We start from the raw sequence: 24,416 nt of genomic DNA, 5'->3' as shown, positions 1-24,416 counted from the left end.
CCCAATCATGTCTGATTGGGGATTTATGGCAACTGAATTTTTACTCTCTGCCTGTAATTTTGATGCGTGTGACAGTAAGGTTTCCATATCTTTCAGCATCTTCTTTAGTCCACTCGTATTCTTTTCCTTTGGGCCTTTTTTCAAAGCTCCAGTCCAGGGGCTCTTTCACATAAACATGCAGCCATGGTGTGCTGGACTGCGCAGAGGCATTGGCAAATTCCTCTCTGCTTACAAAACGGAAGGAGAAATAGGAAGGCGAGTCCACTGTGCCCAGAACAAATTTTATTTCGGGTTTTATCTCCTTCAGGAGATTTTTTAAAGGCCTGTTGATGAACTGCTGCTCGTTTGCTTTAAGTTTGGATACGTCAGCAGGCACTTGCACCATCTGCTGAGCCTTGCAGCCTATGCTTAGAAAAAGAGCTATGGCCGCTATAATTTTTACTGTATTTTTCATATTCTTTTTTATTTTCATTTCATCTTATTTGCAGGGAACCGGGATGAATGTCCCCGCTGCGTTTTTCTCTAATTTGAATCTGTTGAATTTGCCGGCAGCATCCAGTTTCATTAACGTTATTCCGGCATTGTTCTGGTCTAAAGCCCAAGCTATTGCCGCTGTGCGAGCCTCCAGCGAGTCTCCTAATTTTGACCTTACATCCAATACCTGGTCAAAGATGGCATCGGGGAATTCGGGCGGGTAATTTGGGGATATGTCGGGCGGAAAGTTTTTTACGAATTCCTTTGCGGCGGGCAGATTATTAACCACTATTGCATAAGTTTCTCCGCCTGTGAGGATTATTGAGGTAGAGAAGCCTGCGTTTTTAATGTTTAGCGATACTGCAGCATAGATGTCTCCTGTCGATAACGGAGTGTTGTTGGGGTGGTTATGCATAGCTGCAAATGCTCCCGGATGGGTTTCGTTTACAGGCACATCGTTTGGCCCCCCATTATTCATTTTTGCCTGCGAGTACGCCCCGCCAAATGGCGCCCCTAAAGTGATGCTGTGCTCGCGCCCGTCAGAACCCGCTTGCAATATGGCATTTCTTGCGTTTAAAAAGCCAGCATTTGCAGCCATGCCCGTAGCTATTGATGCGGCAACGCATGGATCCATCGGGGGGTAAACGAAGGCAGGGAGAGGTCCGGATATTCCAGGCATGTAACCAGGAGGCAGCGTTGTGGGATTGCCCGGGTTATAATCGGGAAGCCAGACCCAGTTGCTGCAGGTGGTGTAGTTCTCCACCGTCACATAGTAGGTGCAGACCAGCCTGCTGGTCTGATTTTCTCCGCTATCATAATTATGAAGCCCCGAGAATTCTCCATTTTGATATTTTCCCGAATAGGCAATGCTTCCGCCGATTTTCTGAATGGTGATATATCCCGAAAATTTGGTTCCGATATCCAGGATGTTAAATGACCTGTCAGTATTGTCAAATGACCGGTCGTCGGTGGTATAGTCAATACTGAAGGCCTTATAGGAACCGTCGGAGTTTTTGATGAGCAGCAGTCTCATAAAAGGCTTGTAGGCGCTGTCCTGCACAACGTTTGTGGCGGTATTGCCCATAAGGGACAATGGCACCTCTATTGCCTGCTCTCCATTGTTGTCAAGGACAATTGCATTATTCCAATTGATGGACTCGGTAAATTTTAAGGCTTCCAAATCCGGCGGGCTGCTTTCGAGCCATTCCCTTGCGTCAGAAACGGCCGATTTCTGTTCTGGGCTGCCCGAGTCGTCACTCTGGCAGCAGGCAAAAAATAGAGCGGTGCCTGCCATAAGAAATGAAAAGGGCTTTTGAAGTTTGTTTTTCATAGGGTTTAAAAAATATTGATATGCACTTATAGAGCCACGATATTGCGGCATTTGCCCTATTTAAGAATCCGTTGGCCATTCGGATTGGAAAATGTAGGGCAATAGAATCAGGAGTGCTGATTTAAAGGGCAAACTTAATTATATATTCTTACAATTTAAAAATTTTCCGGGTATTATTTATAATTATTTTAAATAATAAAAATAGATGCTTTTATTTCAGTGTTTTATAAAGTGCATTTTTAAATGACGGCGAAGATTATGAGCCTTTTTAGAAGGCTGCGGCACCAGTTATGATTGCTGAATCAATATAATGGCTGCAAAAAGATGTAGCAGACGGCACTTCTTCGGTATGAAGAGGAGAGCGGTGCCGAAGCGTTAGTTTTATTTATTTATTTATTTAGTTTTCTTTTTTTTAGATTGATTTCTTTTTTTTGTTTTGGCCGGCGATTTGGAGGTTGGTTGGAAAGGAAAATATTTTAAAGAGGTCGGAGTGTTATGCTGTTTGATTTCTGATGAGAGATAAACTGGAAACAATGAATAGGCATACTGTTTTTTTCTTATTGGAATTTGTTCGCTGCAGCTCAGCTGCGGTAAAATAATTCGGAAATTTTCATTTTTAGGCTTTTGTTTTTTCATGCATAGCAGGAATGTATTCATGCATTTTGAAGTTGCATTTTATAATCTGCAACCGCTTTTTTTTGAGTTTTAAAAACATGCTTTTGTAAATTTATGCTTCAAGATAAACCGTAAGCATAGGATGGTAATTTAAATAAAGCCATAACATGAAAAAGAAATCGCTGCAATTAGCCGTACTATTTTTGCCGGTAATGGGAATAGTGTCTTCTTGCAGAAAAAAATCTGGGAGGGAGAAGCGGTTAAAACAGAAGAATCATCAAGCTGGCGCTGCGCGCCATCCAAAAGAATAACATATATAAGCTGGCAGGCGGTATGATCCGCTTGCTGGATAATTCCGCATTGCGCTATGAAAACAGAAAAAAAATAGACAGGGCATCTTTGGAAGCAGTAAATAGGATTGTAATTTTAAAGGGACTTTTTCTGCAGGCAGGCTTTTCGCTGGTCCAGCTGGCATTGGAAACGGGAATTCCACGCAATGCGCTTTCACATTTAATCAATTCGCAAGCCGGACATAATTTTAATGAGTACATAAATTTGATGAGAATACGGCATTTCAAAGAAAAAGCGCTAACATCCGAATGGGACGGCTTTACAGTCAAAATGATGGCGAAAGCTTCGGGATTTTCCTGCAGGACTACCAGTTACAGAGCCTTTAAGCGGCACTTGGGGCTGGGGCCCGAGGAATATTTGAAAGCAATAAAAGAAGGGCAGGAATAAACGGCTTTTTAGCTGCAGTTGGGCAGCAGCTAAAACATGAAGATAGGGGCGTCAAATTTGGTTATGCGCTGATTTCTGAATTGTATTTTATAGTTAGCCGCCAAAAATTGGTTAGGCATAATTTATGAAAAAGTTAATCTCCGCATTATCCCATTCAGGGTATTCGAATTCTGCTGGATTAGAGAAAGACAAGCTTGAAATCATCTTGTTTTCTGCATAAGAGGTTCGCGGCTTTAAAAGGCATTTTATATAGAATCAAGCGAACCTTCTTGGTTTATGGATGGATTTTTTGCCTGTTTATTTATGATTTGATGTTTCATTTTATAATATGAAACCATTTTGGGATTGAAATGCTGCCATTTATGGGAATTGGTTTTTAATTTTATGATATGCTAATCACAATAAACCATAATTATGAAACAGAAAGCCATACTGTTAGCCGCCGCTTTAAGTGCATTTGCCTTTTTTTATGCGGAGGCCCAGACCAAAAAGAAGCCCAATATTATAATGGTCATCTCAGACGATACCGGCTGGGGAGACTTGGGAGTTTACGGAGGAGGTGTCGGGCGCGGAATGCCAACGCCTAACCTGGATCGAATGGCCAGAGAAGGGATGCAGTTCTGGTCCTTTTACGGTCAGCCAAGCTGCACGCCAGGAAGAGCCGCGATGCTTACGGGACGCATTCCGAATAGAAGCGGTATGACCACAGTTGCTTTTCAGGGACAGGGGGGCGGACTGCCAAAAGAAGAATGGACTCTGGCTTCAGTGCTTAAAAAAGCCAACTACAAAACGTATTTTTCTGGAAAATGGCATCTTGGAGAAGCAGATTATGCCATGCCGATAGCGCATGGTTTTGACAAAATGCAGAACGTGGTGTTGTACCATTTGAATGCTTATACGTATGCTTTCCAGTCTTGGAATCCAGAGATGTCTCCAGAAATGCTGGAGCTTTTCAAAAAAGTGACTATAGGTGTGCTTGAAGGCGAAGCAGGCGGAAAAGCTCGTGAGATAAGTAAAGTTACAGAAGAGAATATTGCCGAGCTGGACATGATGATGGTGGAAAATAACTTGAAGCAGCTTGATGAATACGGAAAAAGCAAAGATCCGTTCTTTATGTGCATCAATTTTGCTAAAAACCATCAGCCGAATCTTCCTTCAAAACAATTTGTGGGCAAATCTCCAGGCAAGAGCAAATATTCAGATGCTGTGGTGGAAATGGATTACAATGTAGGGCGTATTATGGATAAGATCCGTTCTTTGGGCATAGCAGAAAATACAATTGTCATTTATACAGTAGATAATGGCGCTTGGCAGGATGTGCATCCTGATTCCGGATATACTCCTTTTAGAGGGACCAAAGGAACAGACAGGGAAGGCGGAAGCCGCGTGCCTGCAATTGCTTGGTGGCCGGGACAGATTGAGGCGGGAAGCCAAAGCCATGATATTGTGGGCGGACTTGATCTTATGGCAACATTTGCCAGTCTTGCTGGCGTAGAGCTTCCTAAAAAAGACAGAGCAGGAGCTGACATGGTTTTTGACAGCTATGATATGTCAAACGTATTGTTTAAAAAAGGAACGCCGCTTCGCGATAGATGGTTTTATTTTACAGAAGCCGAATTGTCGCCAGGAGCAGTGCGAATCGGAAAATTCAAAGCAGTATTTAATACTCGAGGAGATAATGGCGCAATAGCGGGCAGTGACGCGCCAGGACAGCAGCTTGGCTGGAGAGGCGATGAAACTTATGTGGCAACAGTTCCCGCTATTTACAATTTGTGGCAAGATCCACAAGAGCGATATGATTTGTTTATGAACAGCTGGACAGAGAAAACTTGGACAGCCATAATTTTTAATCAGGCCATTGCTGATCTGATGAAAACCTATGCCCAGATGCCTCCAAGAGCGCCTCAGAGCGAAACTTTTACAGGCGAGATGCAGATAGAGCGTTTTAGGACTATAGAACAGGTGAAAAAAATGATGAATGAAAAGAAAGTGAATCTTCCGCCGCTAAGCGTAGATTCTAAGTGATCACACTTTTTAATTTTTAATCGGAAGAGACGGCCCTGGCCGTCTCTTTTCATTTCTGCAGGAAAAGTTTTTCTTTCTTTCTTTCTTTCTTTCTAAAGTTTTTTTAATTGCGATTTTGGCAGGCGATGCAAAAATTGATCCGGTTAGCGAATTTGTTTAAATGTATAGACTATTTAAAAGTTAGTTAGTTAGTTAGTTAGTTAGTTAGTTAGTTAGTTAGTTAGTTAGTTAGTTAGTTAGTTAGTTAGTTAGTGTTTTCTCTTTTTATTTTTTTTAGATTGGTTTAATTGTTTTTAGTTTTTTTGTTTTGGCCGGCGAGTGGGAGGTCGGTTGGAAGGGGGAGGTTTATTAAATGAAGAATTGTTTTTTAGAGTTTATTTGATGGGAGATGATTTAGTAAGATTTGCAAGAACTCTTTAGAAAGAGATTTTAAGTTTTCTCTATAGTTCTTTTATTTTTACTTTCAATTATTTTACCACAATGTGATTGTAAATCTTTACTTTGCCAAACGAACCTTGAGTGGAATTGAAGTTGGGCATATGTGAGGAAGAATCAGATGGTTAGTGGGCCAGAGATAACTATGTTCAAATCATTGTCTAAATTGGCGGCCTAAATTTTAAAGTGCTTAAATTCTTGTGTCTGATTCTGACAGATGCGACACAACCAAATCTTTTATTTATATACCTGAGACAGCGCAGTATAGTTTTTATCATAGCGATTGTTTGTCTTTTTCTGCAAATGCACAAATGATTGTAAAGAGAAACGCTGCCATTCATGGTACTCATGAAAGACAGCGTCGGTTAATAATAATGGAGTGTGCTAAACTGCGGATCGCTTATTGCTTAAGTTCTTAAACTAGCCACTATTTCATCCACTTTTCTGATAGTGAAATTAATATCCTCCTCAGTGGTATATTTGCCTATCGAAAAACGTATGGTGGACTGGGCTGTTTCAGGCTCCACTCCCATTGCTTTGAGCACATGGCTGGTATCCAGAGAAGAGGAAGAACAGGCTGAACCTGAACTGACAGCCACAAACTTATTTAAAGTTTTCAGCAGCCTTTTTCCGTCAATGTCCAGAAAAGAGATATTGGTCACGTGTGGAAGCCTTCCTGCATTTTTTCCGTTTAGCTTTGCGCCCTTCAGTTCTGTCAGATGTCCTTCGAGTTTATTGCGTAGGCGTATTATTTCGTGGCCGGCATCAGAACTGAGTTCTTTAGTGGCAATTTCTGCCGCTTTCCCAAATCCAACAATTGCAGGAACGTTCAGCGTGCCGCTTCGCATGCCGTTTTCATGCCCGCCTCCTGTTATCTGCGGCATGATATTCATTCGGCATCCTTCTCTGACATATAAAGCGCCTATCCCTTTAGGACCGTACATTTTATGTGCAGAGAAAGTCAGGATGTCGATGGGGTCCTGCTGAACATCGATCACAGTTTTACCGGCTGCCTGCGTGGCATCACACATGAATATGATATCATTTTTTCTGCAGAACCGTCCAATTTCTGCAAAGGGATGCAGCACTCCTGTCTCATTGTTGGCATACATGAGGCAGACAAGAATCGTATTGCTATTGACGGCATCTGCGAGTTCAGAAATGTTTATGGCGCCGTCAGTGTCAACATCCAGAAAAGTGACCTCCGCACCATTTCTGCGCAGGTATTCCAGAGTGTCAAGCGTTGCTTTATGCTCTGTCTTGCAGGTTATGATATGGTTTCCCCTTTCCCTGCAGGCTTCAAAGACGCCTCTTATCGCCAGATTATTGCCTTCCGTTGCGCCCGACGTAAATACAATTTCCTGAGGCTGCGCATTGATGAGTTTTGCAACCTGCTTTCGGCCGTTATCCACTGCTGTCCGGCTGTGCCATCCGAGCTGGTAATGCACGCTTGAAGCATTGCCGTACATACTCGTGAAATAGGGAAGCATTTCATTGACAACATCCTGATCGCAGGGTGTTGTTGCGTTATAGTCCAAATAAACCAGCTGATTTTGATTATCCATTTTTTATATGTTTTGGGTCTGGGGTTTATAAACTGCTTTTTTAATCGTATACTGCTCTGCTCCGAAATCGGTCATAAAGACATTGATAATGCCCACATTTGAAGCCGCATCCATTTCAGGCAGATAGACATTAAATGCCGTTTCAACCCCTCTGGTAACTTTATTGATGTCTTCAATTTCAGAGAAATCGATAATGGTGATATCTTCTGCCTCAGGAAACCTTTTAAGTATTTTGCCTAAGGTTCCGGTATAATGCTGCGCCATGATGGACGGGCATTTGGCAGTCCAGGTCACCGTGTTTTTTATCTCTGCAAGCTGGATCTGCTGCTGGTCTTCCGCCAGATAGTTCACCGACTGAGTGTCGCCGCTGTCCTGAACGGAAATGTTTGGGTGGGGCGTCTGGATCAGTTTTTTCAGAAAAGAAATCGTTTTGTTTTTGCAGTTTCTTTCGTTGGAAATGATAAGCTTGTCCCTTTTTACGATAAAATACTCTCCGAGTATGTTTTCTATTTCTGATGGAAGCTCTTGGGATAATTCCGAAGGTTTTTCCGCACCGCTGATCTCACAGCTGTTCTCCGTGCACTGGAGCCCAAGATTATCTACAAGAATGCCGATTACTATTCGGACTCTTCCCTTATAGACGGTTATAAGATTGTTGGCGATGTGCAGCACGTGGCGGAGCGAGTCTGTGGAAAATTCAGAGATCTCATAGCGTGGATCGTAATGCCCTCCTTCAAGGTAGATTACGGGAGCGGACGCAGTTTTGCTGTCTTTGATGTGCTGTGATGCGGACTGGAAAACCTCGTTCTCCAGTCTGCTGAGTTTCATAAGCGCTAATTTCATTATGATGCCGTTTTGAATTTATAAAGGTCAATAACAGAAATCAGCAGCGCTGCGATAATGACAAGTGCCCCTCCGACCGCAATCTGCGCATTTATTTTGTCTGAAAGCAGCACCGAACTGAAAATGACCCCTGCAATGGGTTCTATGTTGGCATAGACCCCGGCCTTGGCCATGGAGATTTTTTGAAGCCCGTAGTTCCAGAACAGATAGGCGCATGAAGTGCACAGGATTCCCTGAACGGTGAGCGAAATCCATACGGCTGTATCCAGATCAGTTGGAGGCATGCCGTAAAAAACAACCACCAGAGGAACCAATAGGGCAGTTCCCATCCAGAAGGTAAGTATAGTGGTTATTAAAGGGGAATAAGTATTCATTATTTTCTGGCTCAGGATAGTGCTGATGGAAAGCGTAATGAGGGATATTATAATTAGCAGGTTTCCTATCCAGCTGTTTCCGGCAGTCGGGCTTCCCACGACAAGCGCGATTCCAATAATGGACAGCAGCACAGAGAACAATACTGCTTTGCTTTCTTTTTTCTTGAAGGCAATGTAAGAGACCATGATAAAAATCGTTGGTGTCATTCCGATAATCAGCGAGGCATTGGTGCCGCTGGTAATCGAGATGCCTGCAAACTGCAGCAGGAAGGTGCAGGGAACCGTAAAGAATGCCGTAAGCAGGAATACCCTAAAATCTGCTTTTCCGGGCACTGCTATTTTTTTCTTAACCGCAAAGGGAATAAAAAACAGCGATGCAATCAGGAAGCGGTACATGGCAATGTGGGGGAATTCAAGCTGTTCGGTGGTCTGCTTGGTGAGAATGATAGCCAGTCCCCAGAGGATACAGGCCGACACGATTGAAATAATCGGCAGTAGTTTTTTGGTCATTTTAATAGTCGTTTTTTTGTTAGTTATTTTTTCAAAATGTTCCTGCTGCTCCAGCTGCGATGTAAGAAATAGATCAGGAAGTTTTGAAGGGTGTTGATTTTTTGCTAAAATATTTAAAAATGTAATATTTTAATTACGGCTTTCCGTAATATTGCTTTAATAGACAATAATTTACGTTTTTTGTGCCTTAAGATCTGTGCAATTGCCAGTATAGGAAAGGGCTTACGAGTTCGTAACTTTTTGATTCTTTTTTGTGAGAAAATAATAACAGAAATAAAATTAAGATGTAAATGCCATTAATGACGGGCTTTAAGCCGCTTTTAAGCATTTGCAATAGTATAAACTAATGTCAAATTTATTCTAAACTGTTGATCGTTCAATTTGGGATTGGAGCCACTATGTCACTTTAGATGCCGTTTCTTTCTTTCTTTCTTTCTTTCTTTCTTTCTTTCTTTCTTTCTTTCTTTCTTTCTTTCTTTCTTTCTTTCTAAAGATATATCTAATTATGATTTTGACCAGTGAAGGTAAAATTGATTAGGTTGGCGAATTTGTTTAAATGGATAGACTATTTAAAAGTTAGTTAGTTAGTTAGTTAGTTAGTTAGTTAGTTAGTTAGTTAGTTAGTTAGTTAGTTAGTTAGTTAGTTAGTTAGTTAGTTAGTTAGTTAGTTAGTTAGTTAGTTAGTTAGTTAGTTAGTTAGTTAGTTAGTTAGTTAGTTAGTTTTCTTTTTTGAGATTGTTTTTCTTCTTCTTCTTCTTCTTCTTCTTCTTCTTCTTCTTCTTTTTAGATTGTTTTAGATTGTTTTAGATTGTTTTAGATTGTTTTTTTGGCCGGTGAGAGGGGGGTGGTTGGAGCGGGAAGTTATTTGATTGGAGGATTACCGTAATCTTAATGTTTTTTGTCATGTAGCTTTTCAATAGACAAAAGAAGTATTAGAACCATCCTTCTCTAATTGCTTTTGTGATAAGTTCTGTGGTGTTTTTAGTCTGGGTTTTTCTAAGAATGTTCTTCTGTGGGTATTTACCGTTTCTATGCTAATAAATAGCTTCTCAGAAAGAGATCTTCTGTTATGACCTTCAATGAGTTTTTTTAGGATTTCCTTTTCCGTCTTGTTACGATTTCTTTGGCAGGCTTAAACACAGCCTGACGTTCAACATTATAATAGATAGATATTATATAATTTATTGCTTATATGATTTCTTTCTAATTTCAACTATAGTTGTAAATGCCTGCGAAGGCATTTTTTTTGAGCAAAAACAGGTAATTATACGTGATTTGTTTTTTTATTAAAGAGCTATTTTTCCACAAATGTTAGGGATTACGGAATGCCGTAATATTAAGTAATGTACGTTTTGTATGTTTGATGATTACGAGTTTGAATTTTAGATATATCCCTTAAAGATAAAAAGAAAAAAAGCAGAAATGCATTAAAAAGGCTGGATATGAAATTCATTCTAAAGGAAGCCGGCTATTTATATTCAACCCCGGCTAGCGGAACCGTAACCGCTGATGCTAGTATAAAAAATGAGGTAGCTTCATTAAGATTCCTGCCTATTTTATAGTTAAAACCTTTTTTTTGCTTGTTAAAAATAAATGACTCAATAAAAATAATGATTTAGAAATGGAGTTTAATAATACTGAAGAACTTATTAATAAGGTAAATGAAGCACTCGGAGAATTCTGTAATGAATTTGGAAGAGCAAGAAAAGAATTGGCAGGATTAGGAAAAGTGCCAAAACGTGGAATTTTATTTACCTATGATGCTGATAAAGGGAAAAATTGGGCGATAAACGAAGGAGGGGGAACGGAAGTCCAATATCACATTGTTTTTGATGCCGATAGTTTGGAAGTCCGGTACGGTTTAGGCTTTAATACACAGTATGTCCCTTTTGCGAACGAAATGGGTACAGTTGAGTATATGAAGCCATTCATGGATGGTTTTTTAAAATATGAGGATGAAATAAAAAAAATATTACCGGACTATTACTTCGTTTATGGAACTTTAAATAACCTAATAGATCCTAAGCATAATGAATATACTTTGTTTGGGAAAGCATTCAGTTTACAGAAAAAAGAAGATTATTATTTCATCGAAGATCCTGCTTTTGAAACAATCATTCAAGATTTAAAAAAACAATTTGCAGCCTATCAGATAATATTTAATGAGAAAGGAAATTTTAAAAAAATGAGTATGGATATTCAGAATAAAATTGAAATATTGAAAGAAAAAGGTCAAATCATTTTACAGGGGCCTCCAGGAACAGGTAAGACATTTACAGCTAAAGATATGGCCGAACAAATGCTTTTTTCAAAAGTTTCAGATAGCAAAAAGGAGCAGAAAGAGAAACTTGAAAACACAAGTCAATTCAAAATCATTCAATTTCATCCTGCATATTCATATGAAGATTTTGTGAGAGGTATTGTCGCTGAAAGTGATGATAATCAAATTAATTATATCACTAAGAATAAAATCTTTTCCAATTTTGCACTTGAAGCATATCAGAATTGGTTAGATCACACAAAAAGCCCGGAATTAATATCTAAGGAAGCTTATTTTAAAAAAATGCTAGGTGATTATTTGCAAAATGCTGGCTCAGCAATTGAAGAGGAAGGAGAATACATTTTAAATGGAACAGAAACTTATATAAGAAAGATTTTAAAAGATAGATTGTATTATTACAATAAAAGCTATGCGCCTCATTCATTTGGCTTTGATATTTTATTTTCTGACTTTCTGTTTATTTTTTTAAACCTCCCTTTTGATGCTGATTACAGTACAGTTGCTTTACCGGCTCGGCATTATAGAAAATTATTAATACCGCTGCTGGAGGACTTCAGATCCTTTATTAAAGAAATTCCTGAAAATTTTAGCGATCAAGGCATAGAAAATAAACTTTTAAATTATGTATTGGTTATCGATGAGATAAATCGCGCAAATTTGCCATCAGTTTTGGGAGAGCTTATCTATGCACTAGAATATAGAGATGAAATAGTGGAAAGCATGTATCCCATTGATGATAATAATCAGCTAATAATCCCATCAAACTTGTATATAATCGGAACAATGAATACTTCTGACCGAAGTGTGGGCCATATAGATTATGCTATTCGCAGACGATTTGCTTTTATAGATATTTTGCCTCAAGTATTGGAAGGAAATAGTTTCGAACTCGAATTGTTCAAAAAGGTTTCAGCATTATTCATTCAAAATTTTGATGAGTATAGAGATAATAGCCAGGTAAGATTAAAAAGGTCAGAACATTTGTCAGAAGAGTTTAGGCCTGAGGACGTGTGGCTTGGCCATAGCTATTTTATAAACAAAGGCAAAGGCTTTGAAATCCGCAGAAAGTATGAAATTGTTCCTATACTAAAAGAATATGTCAAGGATGGTATTTTAAAGGAAAGTGCGGAACTCATAATCAATACATTGTAAAAATGATAATATTAAATGAGCAGTATGGCTATAAAAATCCGAAATCAATAGAAAAAATTGAGATTTTTGCCGATGTTCTGAATAAGAAAAATTACGAAAAAGCTATCCACAAAGGAGATAATAGGGCCTATTGCTATAAAATCCATTACAAGGAGGAAGGATTAAATTCTTATAGGTTTGAAACATCTTATTTTGTAGGCATTGACTGGGTGGTAGATAATGTGCTTCCCATTTATGTTAAGCCCAAAATTGACAATGGTCTTTCCGAAGTTAATTATTTGAAAATGCTTTTTGATATTTTAAGGGAGCAGGAAAATTATTGCCATTTGGATGATTTATGTGAAATTAATTTTGAAAAGCCTGCAATTCCAATTCAGCAATCGGAAGACCTTCTAACGCCGCTATTGGTTATTCAGTATTTGAACGTATTAAAAAAAATCGTCCAAACCGGCTTGAAGAAGTCCTATTATACAATGAATGAAAACTTGAATAGTGCAATTAAGGGGAAGGTTCTTATTAATAAAACAATAAAAAAAAATCATTTTAATAACAGAAAAAATGTCAGCTATTGCCAGTTTACAGTATTTGGAGATAATAATATTGAAAATAGAATATTAAAAAAGGCTTTGAAATTCTCCGTTGCCGCAATTGCAAACATTAATGGTGTCAATACAGCAAAATTAAAAGAATTAGTAAATTATATAAAACCTGCTTTTTCAAATATCGGCGATGAGGTAAATATTGAGGAATTAAAATATGTGAGGCCCAATAAATTATACAAAGAATATGATCAGGCGCTGAAGTTTGCAAAATCTATTTTAAAGAGATTTGGCTACAATGTGTCAAATGTAAACTCAAAAATAATCAATACTCCGCCTTTTTGGATTGATATGAGCAAGCTGTTTGAACTGTATGTGTTCTCAAAATTAAAGGAGAGGTTTCCCCTTTACAAAGAAGTTAGCTATCATAAAAAGTTTAACTATCTAGAGCCAGATTTTATAATAAAATCTCAAGATGGTAATATCAAAATGATAGTTGATGCAAAGTATAAACCGCAATATTTAAATTCCAGCATAAGCATTGAGGATATTAGGCAAATTAGCGGTTATGCACGGCTAAAACAGATTTATGATTTTTTAGAAGTTGAAAAGGATAAAATTATTGATTGTCTTGTTGTCTATTCAAGCCAAGAGGCAAAAAGGGCAGATTTTAAAAACAGCAATTTTATGATTGAAGAGGAAAAAGAGTATGTGCAATTTTTTAAAATTGGAATTGAATTGCCCGTTAAATAAAGCAATTGGTTTCTTTAAACTTTGGTTAGTTAGTTAGTTAGTTAGTTAGTTAGTTAGTTAGTTAGTTAGTTAGTTAGTTAGTTAGTTTTGTATATTTTTTTTCTGAGACTTTTTTTAATTGTTGTTTTGGCCGGTGAAGGAGAGGTTGGTGAGAAAGGGTGTTTATTCAATGGAAAAGCGATTTAGTATCGTTTGTTGTTTTAGATTTCTTTTAGTCTAATTTTGAGTGACCGTCAAGTAGGCCGATAGAAGAAGAATTGCTGGATTGCAAATAAATAAATAAATAAATAAATAAATAAATAAATAAATAAATAAATAAATAAATAAATAAATAAATAAATAAATAAATAAATAAATAAATAAATAAAGCTCCAGATTAAATTCCAAGTAAGAATAAAGATTGGTAAAAAGACTTTAAAAGTAATCTGTAAATGGAATTCTCGATCAATTAAGAATTCATTTTACAGAAAAATTCTTTCTTATCAAAGAGAGCTTGGGCGCTCGTTTTGTAGATCAGTTCAGTTTCAGATACGATTTGCCAGTTTTGGTTTAAAGTTTCCATAATTTCTATATTTTTTAATTATGGAACATTCATTGGGAATCACTTAGCAAGCGCAAAAAGCAACCTAATAAAGCAAGATTTTTTTCCTGCATTTATGCGGGAATTTTTTACTATCGCCCGCAGGGAATTCTCGAACTTTGTGACAAAATTAATAATAGCTGCTGCTTACTCCGAGTATTTTGCACATGTTTGAAACTGGATAGTAGTCTGTCAGTCACTTACTGTGAAAATTATAACGTTTACTAATTCAATCAATTCATTTAATTAAAATATATTTATATTTATCAAATGATTAAGACCATTATTGTTGACGATGAATACAATGCCAGAGAGTTTCTGGAAAAGCTTTTGATTCGCTATTTTCCTGATAAATTTCTAGTACTTGATAAATGCGAAAGCGTAGATGAAGCAAAAATTGCTATTGAAAAATACAATCCTGAATTAGTTTTTCTGGATGTCCAAATGCCAAATAAAAATGGTTTTCAACTTTTTAAAGAATTAAATAAAGTAAAATTTGAAGTCATTTTTACGACTGCACATTCAGAATTTGCTATAGATGCTATAAAATGTAGTGCGTTGGATTATTTGTTAAAACCAATCAATTATATCGATTTGTTGGAGACTATCAAAAAATACAATGACAAACAAACTAAGGCATCACAACAAGAAAAACTAAGATTACTTTTAGAAAACATTGATACGGGAGGTTCAGAATTTAACAGAATAGCACTACCAACAGAAAAAGGATTTGAATTAATTAAAACTAATGCGATCCTGTACTGTGAAGCCGATAGTAACTATTGTAAAATTGTTTGTCTTGACGGAAGAAATATTGTCTTGTCTAAAACATTGAAATATATTGAAGATCTTCTTCCAACTTCTATTTTTCAAAGAATTCACAAATCATATTTAGTTAATCTTAATTACATTATTCGATTTAATAAAACAAATGAACTCCTTGTGGAATTAAGCAATGGAGAAACTTTACCAGTATCTGTTAGAAAAAAAGAAGAATTTATAAATGCTATTATTCAAAAAAAATAATCTATTATTGATTCTGCTTTTTGTTGTTAAAATAGCTTTTTCACAACAATTTCCATCAAAGAATTTTTCTACAATTGATGGATTACCAAACAATAGCGTTTATTCAATTTACAAAGACAGCCGTGGAATTCTTTGGGTAGGAACAGCAAATGGATTATCTGCTATCCAAAACGGAACAGTCAAAAACTATTATATTTCAGACGGTTTAGCGCACAATAGTTGTTGGGCAATTGTAGAAGATGCTTATCATAATATGTGGTTTGGTAGTCATGGTGGTGGTTTGACTTTTTATGATGGTAAAAAATATGAAGTCATCAATCAAAAAAAAGGACTTATTCATGATAAAATCAGACGATTATTTATCTACAAAAATCTTCTTTACATAGGAACTGAATTCGGTATTACTGTTTTGGATATCAAAACTCATAAAATCCTTTTGAGCAAGAAAATTATTGGTTGCAGGAACTTATTTCAAGTCATGGATTTTGTTGAAATAAATTCTAAAATTTATTTCGGAACTTTTAACGATGGTTTTTGGCGGGTTGATTTAGAAACAAAAAGTATAAAACTGATAAATCATAAACAACCTGATATATTTTCAATTCATAAGAAAAATGATAGTCTTTTTATTTGTCATAGTGATGCAATTGGTAAATCCATAAGCAAAATTAAAATTATCGATTATTTAAAAAATGAAGCATCCAACACTCATTTTGGGAGTAGCGTTTTTTGGAATTTTGTAACGGATAAAAGAGGAGTGACTTATGTAGCGGGTAATGGAATTAATTTTGCTACGGGGGGAATTTATAAGGAAGCAAATAATAAACTCGTTAATCTTAATAGAGAGTTTGGTATCGAAAGTTCTGAAGTTTGGAGTTTGTTTTACGATTCTTCAACTGACAACTTATATGTAGGGACTATAAATAAAGGACTATTTAAAATTGATTTGAAACAAGAGATTAAATATTATCCTTCATCATTTTATAATAAATCAAAACTAGATATAGTATGTCTTAAGAAGATGGGGAATAATGGGCTTATTCTACATAAGGATGGGCTACTATTTCTTAGCGGAAAAGAAATTACTACTGAAATCAAAAATCAGATGTTTTATAATTTTGCCAGTAAATGGTATAAAGAAAATTCAGCATTTCGATATTTTGAACATGATGTGTCTTCGGATGCAAAAGCGCTAAAAGGTATTGAGTTAAGAAGTATTCAGATAGTGAATTCAGTTATTTGGGTCAATTCGACGATTGGGTTGTTTGGAATTAATTCTAAAGGGCAAATAACACTTTATTTTCCATATTCCGTAAGTGCTTTTAATTTTTTAAATCAAAAGGCAATAATTTTCCAAGTTGCTTATGGTAAGTTTTATAAATCAGAAAATTTTAAAAATAATATAGATTTTAAAACATATGAGTTGACAGACGAAAATACTCCAAGGGATGCTTTCGCTATTTATTTTTTATATGGTAAATATTATATAGCTTCTTCATCAGGTGGGTTGTATATCTTTCAAAATGATAAATCCGTTTCTTGTGCTTTAAATAAAATATGGAATGAAAAAGAACTTGTTCAGGCTAAAGTTAATGATAAAAGTGAACTTGTAATTGCAAACTCTTTCGGAGATATTTTTTTTATTGATGTTTCAGAAGGATTTAAATTAATTAAAAAAATCAATAGGACAGAGTTAATTGGTAATTCAATTTCATTTTTAGAATGTTACAAAGACATTTTGTTTATAGGTACAGAAAAAGGATTAAATATTTATAAAAATGGTACTATTAGATTAATCGATGAAGAACAAGGATTAATAACTAAAGCCTTCACTTCTTCAAATATTGATGGAACTGTTTTGAAAATGGGAACTCAAAATGGTTATTATGAGTTTGATTTTAAGAGCTATATTAGAGATGAAAATGCTTCTGCAAAAATTAAAGTTACAGGAATTGATGTTAACTTCGAGAAGATAAGTCAACATCATTTTAAATGGTTAAAATATAATTCGGATAAAATTGAATTACCATATAATAAGAATACTATTTCAATTGCATTTGAACCTCAATCCATCATATACCCAAATAAGTTGGAATACCGTTATAAGGTATTCGGACTAAGTAATTCTAATTGGAGTAAATGGACAAAAGATAAAAATATCAATCTTACTTATCTGCCAAATGGGAGCTATGTAATTAGATTACAAATCAAAAATTTTTATTCTGGTAAAATATCTTCAGATGATATTTTAAATATTGTAATAACGCCTCCTTTTTGGAAAACATGGTGGTTTTTACTAAGCTGTTTTATTATTGTTTTTATTTGCAGTTATCTAATTTATATTAATCGCATACGTACTGTAAAAAAGCAGGAACGTGCAAAGTCTGAAATTCAAAAACGTTTAGCGGAAACAAAAATGGAGGCGTTACAAAGCCAAATGAACCCCCATTTTATCTTTAATGCAATGAACTCTATTCAGAACTATATCATTGATAATAACACGGATGATGCTCTTATGTATATGGGAGAATTTTCGAAGATAATTCGTCAAACATTAAACAATTCTTCAGTTCAAAAAATTGCATTATCCGATGAAATTGAATATCTAAAATCTTATGTTGCCCTAGAAAATATGAGATTTAGAAATCATATTCAGTTTGAGTTAATTGTAGATGAAGAATTAGATTTATTTGAAATTGAAATTCCTCCAATGTTAATTCAACCATTTATTGAAAATGTATTTGTTCATGCATTTGACTCTCATTCAGCAAATCCAAAATTAACTCTTTCGTTTACTAAGCGTAATAACTTTTTGTTATGTAAAATTATAGACAACGGAAAAGGAATGCAATTAATGAATTTAAATAAACTTCACACATCAAAAGGGATTGACTTAGCCAAAGAACGTATTGCCCTATTCGATGCTCATAATTCTAATCCTATAATAATTACTTCCAATTTAAAAGAAGGAACTACAGTGGAATTACGTTTTCAAATTCTATAATTTTTTACGATTAGTCATAAAACCTGTACGAAAACTAGTTGTTCAAATTTTAATTTTTTCTATAGAGTTAGTTTTGGATTATATTAATCTTAAAAACAATACAATGAATAATTTAAAATTACTTATGAAGATTTTTTTCTGTACTTTTCTTATAGTGCTATTTAATAGTTGTAGCAGTTCTGATGAAGATAATTCAGGAGACAATTTATTTTTGCAGGTAAATGTGTCAGGAAAAAATTACACAAGTGAAGGACTTTACGCTACAGGTTTTGGAGGACAGGAGAATTGTTTGGATGATGGGGATTTGTTTTTGCAATATGTTGGTGAAGTGGAGAATTCATCTTTATTTATTGAAGTTAGTTTTGCCCATTTTGAAAACTTAATTGACTATTCAAATACACAAAAAAACAACATTCTTAGCAGTAGGGTTGTTGATACTAATAGTATATGGACATTTTCTACAGCTGGAAGTAATAGTAATTTTTGTAATTTAAACAATGATTTGAGTATTATTTATGAAGATAAAAGTACCGATACCTATCTAAATTTAAAACCAAATACTCAAAGTACGCACAAAATAACCAAAGTTAATTTCTTGTCTGAGGACTCGCAATCTAAATTTTATATTATTGAAGGGAATTTTAACTGTACTTTCCTTAATAAGAATATTGATGTTCCTGTTAGTGGTAATTACAGAATTAAAATTGAAGTTTTAAAATAAGATATAAAATTGGAAATTAATCTAATGACTATAAAATACAAAGTCACAAAACTATTCTGAAAGGAATAGTTTTTTTATTTATTGTCAAACGTTAAAGCGATAAATCTATACGATAACTAATTCTTAATTTTTTGATAATTAATTTGCTGTAGGTTTGGGACTTTATTGAAAAACTAATGCGTTCTGGTCGTTGAAATAGCTTTAATAGAACATTACAGTTTTATATATAAAACATTAATTTATGCTTTGTAAAAATGCACAATTAAGGGAAGAATTTATCCAAAGAATTCTTCTGCAAAATCCAAATTATTCAAAGAACTAGTTGGAAGGGCAATAATTTTCTATTGCTCAAAAAGCTTCTAAATATTGAGGCTTGTGCGTCTTGATTAAACAACTACAGGTCATGAAATATGAATGAGAAGAAAAAAAATACTGTTCACAATCACAGTTCTTATAACTGTAAATTAATACTAAAAAAACACTAGTAAAAACTATTTAATGTGTTTATGCAATATAAAACCAATCCAATAAAAATATGAAATTTAAATATTCATTAATTATATCATTAATTCAATTACTCAGCTTCCATCTAATAACAGCGCAAACGGTTTATTATGATAATGCCAGCAAACTATATGGAATTATTGATAAAACGGGTAAAATTATTTTGAAACCGACAATTGAAGAAATGACAATGTTTGAATCCGGATTAAGCAGATTCAAAAAAAATGAAAAATGGGGATTGATAAATGAGACGGGAATGGTGGTTTTTCAACCTAAGTTTGATGACGAATATGCTTTTTGTAATCTTGGATTTAACGAAGGGCTAATTTCTGTTAGTATGAATGGAAAATTTGGATATTATTCTGAGAAAGGGATTCTTGTTATTCCCCATAAATATGATTCCACTGGACAATTTTGTAATGGGATAGCATGGGTTGAATTGAATGAGAAATATTGTTTTATAAACATGCAGGGAAAGTATATTTCTAATAAATGGTTTGATAATGTTAAGATTCTAAATGGTATCACTTACGGTATCGATGAAAAAAAGATTTTTGACAAAGATGGTGGTTACTATAATGAAGGTAAGCCTGATTATTATATAATAAATAAGGATGGCAGTATGTCTATTGCTGAAAACCAAGATTATCTACGTAATTATCAATCATATAATAGAACATACTGCGATATAGCTACCAAACCGTTGCCTAATATAGTCAGTTATGGTGATAATGGTAGAGATGGCTTTGGTTATAAAAATAGTAAAGGAGAAATTCTTAGTGAAAAAATATATTCGTTTGCAGGTGATTTTGATAATGGATTTGCAATAATAAGCAAAAAAGTACTGGATGGTTATAAAATTGTCAATGATGGATATTGTATAATCAATGAGAAATTTGAAATTGTTAAGGAATTAGACAAAGGTTATGAACCAATTTGGGGATCAGCGATAAAATTTGAAAATGGATTAATAGAATTAAGTAAAATAATTAGTAATCCTGATGATGAAATTCAGAAAAAAGAATATTATTTAATTAATAATAAAGGAGATATAATTAAAACAATGAATGCAGCAGTGTTCCCCGTTTCATCTGGTGGTTAATCTATTGTATTTCCTTTGATAATTAAAAAAATATAAAATGAAAGAAAAGCTATTTAGCATCATACTGTCACTGTTTTTATCATATGCCTTAAATGCACAAGTAAATGCATTCATTGGAAAAAAAACTAAAGCCGATTATAATGAAAAATTAAAGTTTGAAAAATTGATTTGCAAAGGGGATTCAATAATTGGATTTAATGCAAATTACTATTCTGTATCTTATAACCGAGGACATGACTGGCAATCGTTTGAATATAATGAAACAATTTTACCTTATAACAATATATTTCATGAAGACATTGACGAAAGTTTATTTATTAGAGAAAATGATTTGATAATTTTTAATTCAGAATTTTTAATTTCAAAAGATTTTGGAAGAAGTTTTAAAAGAATCAGCAAAAACAAAAAAGTTCAAGAGCAAAGGAGATTCTATAAAGGATATATATTTAATGATAATTATATAGGACTTTCAAATGAAGGACTCTATATATCAGAAGATTGCACCAATTGGAATAAAATAAAGACACCAGAAGGCATCCAAATAACCAAATTTACATCTTCAAATAACCAAATGTACATTGCTACTCTTAAAAACATTTATAAATCTACTGACAAAGGAATATCATGGTCAAAAATAGATGAAATTGTTTTTAAATATGATGTTGAAACAATGAGAAGCCTTGGTGGTATAAGTAGATTTTTAGCTTTTGATAATAAATTATACATTGACTATAACGAAAGTCGTAATGCACTCTATGATTGTATTAGTTATGTATATGATTTACAGCAAAAAACAGAAACAAAACTTGAAAAAGTCAGAAATGTATTTTTAAAAGACAATATTTTATTCATTCTTACTAATTCAAAAATGGATGAGAATCAACGAACAATTATAGAAAATGGCAAAATAGTATATTATAAAAATTCAATTGAAAATTCAAAAATAGATACATCTAAATTATGTAAAAGTAGTTTACGTTTACATTGTGGTATTTCTAATTTTTATATTAATTCAGATTATATAGTAATAGATGGGGAATTAAGTATTCCGAATTCATCAAATTTAGTCAGGTAGTATTAAATTCTTATACTTTATAAATTCACTTTTTCTTAATATAAATTTTGAAATAAAAAAAAATTATGGATAATGCAATATACTGTTCTTCCTGTGGGGCGTTAAATCAATTACCTGACGGTAAAAGCTCAATGTTTTGTGCTTTTTGTGGGAATCCTATCAGTAAACCAATTCCAAATCATTCAGTAATAAACAAAACATTAAGTACTGCCAAAATAAAAAAGGAATCTTCTTTAGCTTATGAAAATAGAGACATTCATAGTATTCAACAAATCACAGATTTATATCCTGATTCAGAATTAGGTAAGGCTAAGTATATATTTTTAAACAACAACAATATTACTTCAATAAAATATATTTCCAAGTTTAGAGCTGTATCATATAATTTATCAAATAACAAAATAGTAAATATTTCTGATGATGATATTTTAGAATTAAATAGTTTAAAATTTTGTGTTTTAGAATCAAACCTAGGAATTAATTTTATAAATAATCCTTTTAGTTCGCTTGAATGGTTAAGAAAATTCGATTATAAAAGAATATTATCTACTGCTACTGTAAATGCATCTCATTTGATTGGTGATAATAGAAATAAAGATTTTGACAATGTGGAAATTAACTTGTCTTTTTCAACAATAAAGGATTATAATGTTGATTTTTTAAAAGATGATAATATTAGAATAGTATCTAATGATAAAACAACTAAAATAACTTTTTATCATCCTGAAAATAATTTGAATCCTAAAAATCGTGATAAATATATAGAATCTATAGAGAAACAAACAACAGGTTCTTGTTTTATTGCAACTGCTACAATGGGAAACTACAATCATCCGTTGGTTATGGAATTAAGATATTTTAGAGACAATTGGATATTGCAAAAATATTGGGGAGATAGTTTTGTTCATTGGTACTATCTACACGGAGCAATAGTTGCAAAGTTTATAGAAAGAAGTTTTGTATTAAAGAAGTTGAGTTACATTTTCATTGTTAAACCCTTAGTTTGTTTATCTCGATTTTTAAAAAAACATTCCAATTAACCCGTTCTACTTTTTAAAATAAAAAATTATGAAATTAAGTTTTTGGAATTGGCTTCATTTAGCAGTACCCTATGTTATAGCATTATTTTGTTATTATAATTGGGAGGAGAATTTTTTAGCTTGGCTATTTTTAGGTTGTTTTTTAACTGAAATAATTACCATGGCTCCTTATATGGATAGAGAGGTGAAAACAGGCAGGTCATTTAACACCAGATATGGTAAAATTGTAGAATATCAAACTGTTAAAGGTGAAAGTGGTAGTGACATGGGGAATATAACGGAGAAAATTCATATGGTTCATTTCTTAGTATTGATTTTGATAATTATTTATGCCATATATTCCCTTTTTTCTTCTATAAATGTTGATAAGTCAAATACCGAAGGCATAGATCTTTTAAATAATAATGATAATAAGACCGAAATCAACAATCAAATTAATGAATCTGAAATTGAAGTAATTCCAGATGCTAATGACACTTTGTCAAAGGTTAAAGTGAGTGATGATAATTATTCTTCTAAAGATATTTCAGAAGGAGAAAATTCGACAGAAATTCAAACACCGAATAATGAAAACAAAACTAATAATAGTACTTATAATGCAAGTGAAATAAGTTATAATATTAAATCAGAAGACGAGCTTAAAATAGCTGATAAAAAATTGAATATTATTTACGAACAAGTTATGGCAGTCTTAAACGAAACTGAAAAAACTGCATTAAGACTTGAACAGAGAAAATGGATAAAACATAGAGATGTTTCTTGTGAAGAAGAAACTAGAGATTTGAGAGAGGGTAATCTTTACAATGGTTTTTTAAATAATTGTAAAAAAGAGGCAACAGAGAAAAGAATAGGTGAATTAAATGACATTCTGGAATCTAAAGAATAGGCTAGTGTTCTCATAAAAGATTATTGGGTTGGTAATGTTACAGATTAGGTGTTTTTATAAACTAATCATTTAACTAGCTGAAAAAGAATATTAAATTTAAATTATTGAAAAAAGAAAGAGACGACCTGATGGTCGTCTCTTTCTTTTTTTTGTCTTTTAATAAGCCTTAAAGTGCTTTTACCTCACCTTAGTGTTCCAAATTAGGTCATGAAAATAAAATGTAATTTTGCAGTGGTAAATGCATAAAAAATGGATTTCAATCTGTGGGTAATCAGCGATATAAATGTTGTGTTTGCAAAAAAAGACAGCAGATTGAGTATGGCTGCAACGCTTACAAAAAGGATATCAATCAGGAAATTTAAAGGAAGAATTATTAAATAGTTAGTTAGTTAGTTAGTTAGTTAGTTAGTTAGTTAGTTAGTTAGTTAGTTAGTTAGTTAGTTAGTTAGTTAGTTAGTTAGTTAGTTAGTTAGTTAGTTAGTTAGTTAGTTAGTTAGTTAGTTAGTTAGTTAGTTAGTTAGTTAGTTAGTTAGTTAGTTAGTTAGTTGGTTAGTTTTGTTTTGATTAATGTGTTTTTTCTTTTTCTTTTGGATTGTTTTTCGTTCTTTTTCTCTCTTCTTCTTCTTCTTTTAAGATTGTTTTCTTTTGTTTTTTGATTTTGGCCGGCGAGAGGAAGGTTGGTTGGAAAGGGGCGTTTATTTGAATGGAGAATTATTTTTAGGTTTCTTTGATTGGAGATGATTTAGTAAAATTTGCAAGAATGGAATAGACTCCTGTTCACACTGTATAGAGGTCTTAAGCTTTCTCTAAAGCTATTTTATTTTTACTTTCAATTATTTTTCGA

At 33.8% G+C, this 24,416-nt stretch carries 17 protein-coding genes and 2 pseudogenes; 13 read left to right on the top strand and 6 right to left on the bottom strand.

Features of this window, described 5'->3' with window-relative positions:
- Positions 1–40: 40 nt before the first annotated feature.
- Positions 41–454: a hypothetical protein gene (locus ACNRYB_RS18145; protein WP_473728223.1), complete on the bottom strand. Its 414-nt coding sequence runs from the start codon at positions 452–454 to the stop codon at positions 41–43.
- A 24-nt stretch (positions 455–478) separates the two neighbouring features.
- Complete coding sequence (locus tag ACNRYB_RS18140) at positions 479–1,804, bottom strand: hypothetical protein (protein ID WP_473728222.1); 1,326 nt, start codon at positions 1,802–1,804, stop codon at positions 479–481.
- A gap of 782 nt (positions 1,805–2,586) precedes the next feature.
- On the opposite strand from ACNRYB_RS18140, the gene ACNRYB_RS18135 reads away from it, so the two are divergent.
- The 3 genes from ACNRYB_RS18135 (at position 2,587) to ACNRYB_RS18125 (ending at position 5,182) form a co-directional block, all read left to right on the top strand.
- On the top strand, positions 2,587–2,730 hold the full coding sequence (locus tag ACNRYB_RS18135; protein ID WP_473728221.1) for a hypothetical protein: 144 nt from the start codon (positions 2,587–2,589) through the stop codon (positions 2,728–2,730).
- A 22-nt stretch (positions 2,731–2,752) separates the two neighbouring features.
- The gene (locus ACNRYB_RS18130) at positions 2,753–3,157 is read left to right on the top strand and encodes a helix-turn-helix domain-containing protein (protein WP_473728220.1); all 405 of its coding nucleotides are present in this window, start codon (positions 2,753–2,755) and stop codon (positions 3,155–3,157) included.
- 414 nt (positions 3,158–3,571) lie between these two features.
- A complete protein-coding gene (locus ACNRYB_RS18125) occupies positions 3,572–5,182 on the top strand; it encodes an arylsulfatase (RefSeq protein ID WP_473728219.1) in 1,611 nt (536 codons plus the stop codon).
- Positions 5,183–6,024: 842 nt separating this feature from the next.
- Here ACNRYB_RS18125 and ACNRYB_RS18120 read toward each other — a convergent pair.
- The 4 genes and pseudogenes from ACNRYB_RS18120 to ACNRYB_RS18105 form a co-directional block, all read right to left on the bottom strand.
- Complete coding sequence (locus ACNRYB_RS18120; RefSeq protein ID WP_473728218.1) at positions 6,025–7,182, bottom strand: cysteine desulfurase family protein; 1,158 nt, start codon at positions 7,180–7,182, stop codon at positions 6,025–6,027.
- Between the two features lie 3 nt (positions 7,183–7,185).
- The gene (locus tag ACNRYB_RS18115; protein WP_473728217.1) at positions 7,186–8,025 is read right to left on the bottom strand and encodes a hypothetical protein; all 840 of its coding nucleotides are present in this window, start codon (positions 8,023–8,025) and stop codon (positions 7,186–7,188) included.
- Complete coding sequence (locus ACNRYB_RS18110; RefSeq protein ID WP_473728216.1) at positions 8,025–8,909, bottom strand: DMT family transporter; 885 nt, start codon at positions 8,907–8,909, stop codon at positions 8,025–8,027. Before ACNRYB_RS18110 ends, ACNRYB_RS18115 begins: the two co-directional genes overlap by 1 nt.
- A 913-nt stretch (positions 8,910–9,822) precedes the next feature.
- Positions 9,823–10,008 (bottom strand): annotated as a pseudogene (locus tag ACNRYB_RS18105) (LuxR C-terminal-related transcriptional regulator); the annotation flags it as partial.
- 522 nt (positions 10,009–10,530) lie between these two features.
- Between ACNRYB_RS18105 and ACNRYB_RS18100 the strand changes: the two are divergent.
- From ACNRYB_RS18100 to ACNRYB_RS18055, 10 genes and pseudogenes are all read left to right on the top strand, one after another.
- A complete protein-coding gene (locus ACNRYB_RS18100) occupies positions 10,531–12,342 on the top strand; it encodes an AAA family ATPase (RefSeq protein ID WP_473728215.1) in 1,812 nt (603 codons plus the stop codon).
- A 2-nt stretch (positions 12,343–12,344) separates the two neighbouring features.
- Positions 12,345–13,634, top strand: coding sequence for a 5-methylcytosine restriction system specificity protein McrC (locus ACNRYB_RS18095; protein WP_473728214.1), 1,290 nt, complete (start codon positions 12,345–12,347; stop codon positions 13,632–13,634).
- Between the two features lie 850 nt (positions 13,635–14,484).
- On the top strand, positions 14,485–15,240 hold the full coding sequence (locus ACNRYB_RS18090) for a LytR/AlgR family response regulator transcription factor (protein ID WP_473728213.1): 756 nt from the start codon (positions 14,485–14,487) through the stop codon (positions 15,238–15,240).
- Positions 15,218–18,244: a sensor histidine kinase gene (locus ACNRYB_RS18085; protein ID WP_473728212.1), complete on the top strand. Its 3,027-nt coding sequence runs from the start codon at positions 15,218–15,220 to the stop codon at positions 18,242–18,244. Before ACNRYB_RS18090 ends, ACNRYB_RS18085 begins: the two co-directional genes overlap by 23 nt.
- Before the next feature lie 124 nt (positions 18,245–18,368).
- Positions 18,369–18,965 (top strand): hypothetical protein, encoded by a 597-nt coding sequence (locus ACNRYB_RS18080; RefSeq protein WP_473728211.1) that lies wholly within the window; start codon positions 18,369–18,371, stop codon positions 18,963–18,965.
- Positions 18,966–19,500: 535 nt separating this feature from the next.
- Positions 19,501–20,571 carry a WG repeat-containing protein gene (locus ACNRYB_RS18075; protein WP_473728210.1) on the top strand — a complete coding sequence of 357 codons (1,071 nt, stop codon included), beginning with the start codon at positions 19,501–19,503 and terminating at the stop codon, positions 20,569–20,571.
- Between the two features lie 37 nt (positions 20,572–20,608).
- On the top strand, positions 20,609–21,646 hold the full coding sequence (locus ACNRYB_RS18070; RefSeq protein ID WP_473728209.1) for a WD40/YVTN/BNR-like repeat-containing protein: 1,038 nt from the start codon (positions 20,609–20,611) through the stop codon (positions 21,644–21,646).
- A 65-nt stretch (positions 21,647–21,711) separates the two neighbouring features.
- On the top strand, positions 21,712–22,686 hold the full coding sequence (locus ACNRYB_RS18065) for a CFI-box-CTERM domain-containing protein (protein WP_473728208.1): 975 nt from the start codon (positions 21,712–21,714) through the stop codon (positions 22,684–22,686).
- A 28-nt stretch (positions 22,687–22,714) separates the two neighbouring features.
- Complete coding sequence (locus ACNRYB_RS18060) at positions 22,715–23,572, top strand: lysozyme inhibitor LprI family protein (RefSeq protein WP_473728207.1); 858 nt, start codon at positions 22,715–22,717, stop codon at positions 23,570–23,572.
- A 207-nt stretch (positions 23,573–23,779) separates the two neighbouring features.
- Positions 23,780–23,931, top strand: a pseudogene (locus ACNRYB_RS18055) (IS1 family transposase); the annotation flags it as partial.
- Positions 23,932–24,416 lie beyond the last annotated feature (485 nt).

Source organism: Flavobacterium sp. CR10 (genome assembly GCF_055814415.1).
Note: the sequence above shows the minus strand (reverse complement) of the source record. Positions and strands in the feature narration are given on the sequence as shown.

Excerpts from the sequence above, each read along its gene's own strand:
- ACNRYB_RS18115 (WP_473728217.1), bottom strand. The coding sequence starts at position 8,025 with ATGAAATTAGCGCTTATGAAACTCAGCAGACTGGAGAACGAGGTTTTC.
- ACNRYB_RS18065 (WP_473728208.1), top strand. The coding sequence starts at position 21,712 with ATGGATAATGCAATATACTGTTCTTCCTGTGGGGCGTTAAATCAATTA.
- ACNRYB_RS18120 (WP_473728218.1), bottom strand. The coding sequence starts at position 7,182 with ATGGATAATCAAAATCAGCTGGTTTATTTGGACTATAACGCAACAACA.
- ACNRYB_RS18075 (WP_473728210.1), top strand. The coding sequence starts at position 19,501 with ATGAAATTTAAATATTCATTAATTATATCATTAATTCAATTACTCAGC.
- ACNRYB_RS18125 (WP_473728219.1), top strand. The coding sequence starts at position 3,572 with ATGAAACAGAAAGCCATACTGTTAGCCGCCGCTTTAAGTGCATTTGCC.
- ACNRYB_RS18060 (WP_473728207.1), top strand. The coding sequence starts at position 22,715 with ATGAAATTAAGTTTTTGGAATTGGCTTCATTTAGCAGTACCCTATGTT.
- ACNRYB_RS18095 (WP_473728214.1), top strand. The coding sequence starts at position 12,345 with ATGATAATATTAAATGAGCAGTATGGCTATAAAAATCCGAAATCAATA.
- ACNRYB_RS18070 (WP_473728209.1), top strand. The coding sequence starts at position 20,609 with ATGAAAGAAAAGCTATTTAGCATCATACTGTCACTGTTTTTATCATAT.
- ACNRYB_RS18090 (WP_473728213.1), top strand. The coding sequence starts at position 14,485 with ATGATTAAGACCATTATTGTTGACGATGAATACAATGCCAGAGAGTTT.
- ACNRYB_RS18130 (WP_473728220.1), top strand. The coding sequence starts at position 2,753 with ATGATCCGCTTGCTGGATAATTCCGCATTGCGCTATGAAAACAGAAAA.
- ACNRYB_RS18110 (WP_473728216.1), bottom strand. The coding sequence starts at position 8,909 with ATGACCAAAAAACTACTGCCGATTATTTCAATCGTGTCGGCCTGTATC.
- ACNRYB_RS18140 (WP_473728222.1), bottom strand. The coding sequence starts at position 1,804 with ATGAAAAACAAACTTCAAAAGCCCTTTTCATTTCTTATGGCAGGCACC.
- ACNRYB_RS18080 (WP_473728211.1), top strand. The coding sequence starts at position 18,369 with ATGAAGATTTTTTTCTGTACTTTTCTTATAGTGCTATTTAATAGTTGT.
- ACNRYB_RS18100 (WP_473728215.1), top strand. The coding sequence starts at position 10,531 with ATGGAGTTTAATAATACTGAAGAACTTATTAATAAGGTAAATGAAGCA.
- ACNRYB_RS18145 (WP_473728223.1), bottom strand. The coding sequence starts at position 454 with ATGAAAAATACAGTAAAAATTATAGCGGCCATAGCTCTTTTTCTAAGC.
- ACNRYB_RS18135 (WP_473728221.1), top strand. The coding sequence starts at position 2,587 with ATGAAAAAGAAATCGCTGCAATTAGCCGTACTATTTTTGCCGGTAATG.
- ACNRYB_RS18085 (WP_473728212.1), top strand. The coding sequence starts at position 15,218 with ATGCTATTATTCAAAAAAAATAATCTATTATTGATTCTGCTTTTTGTT.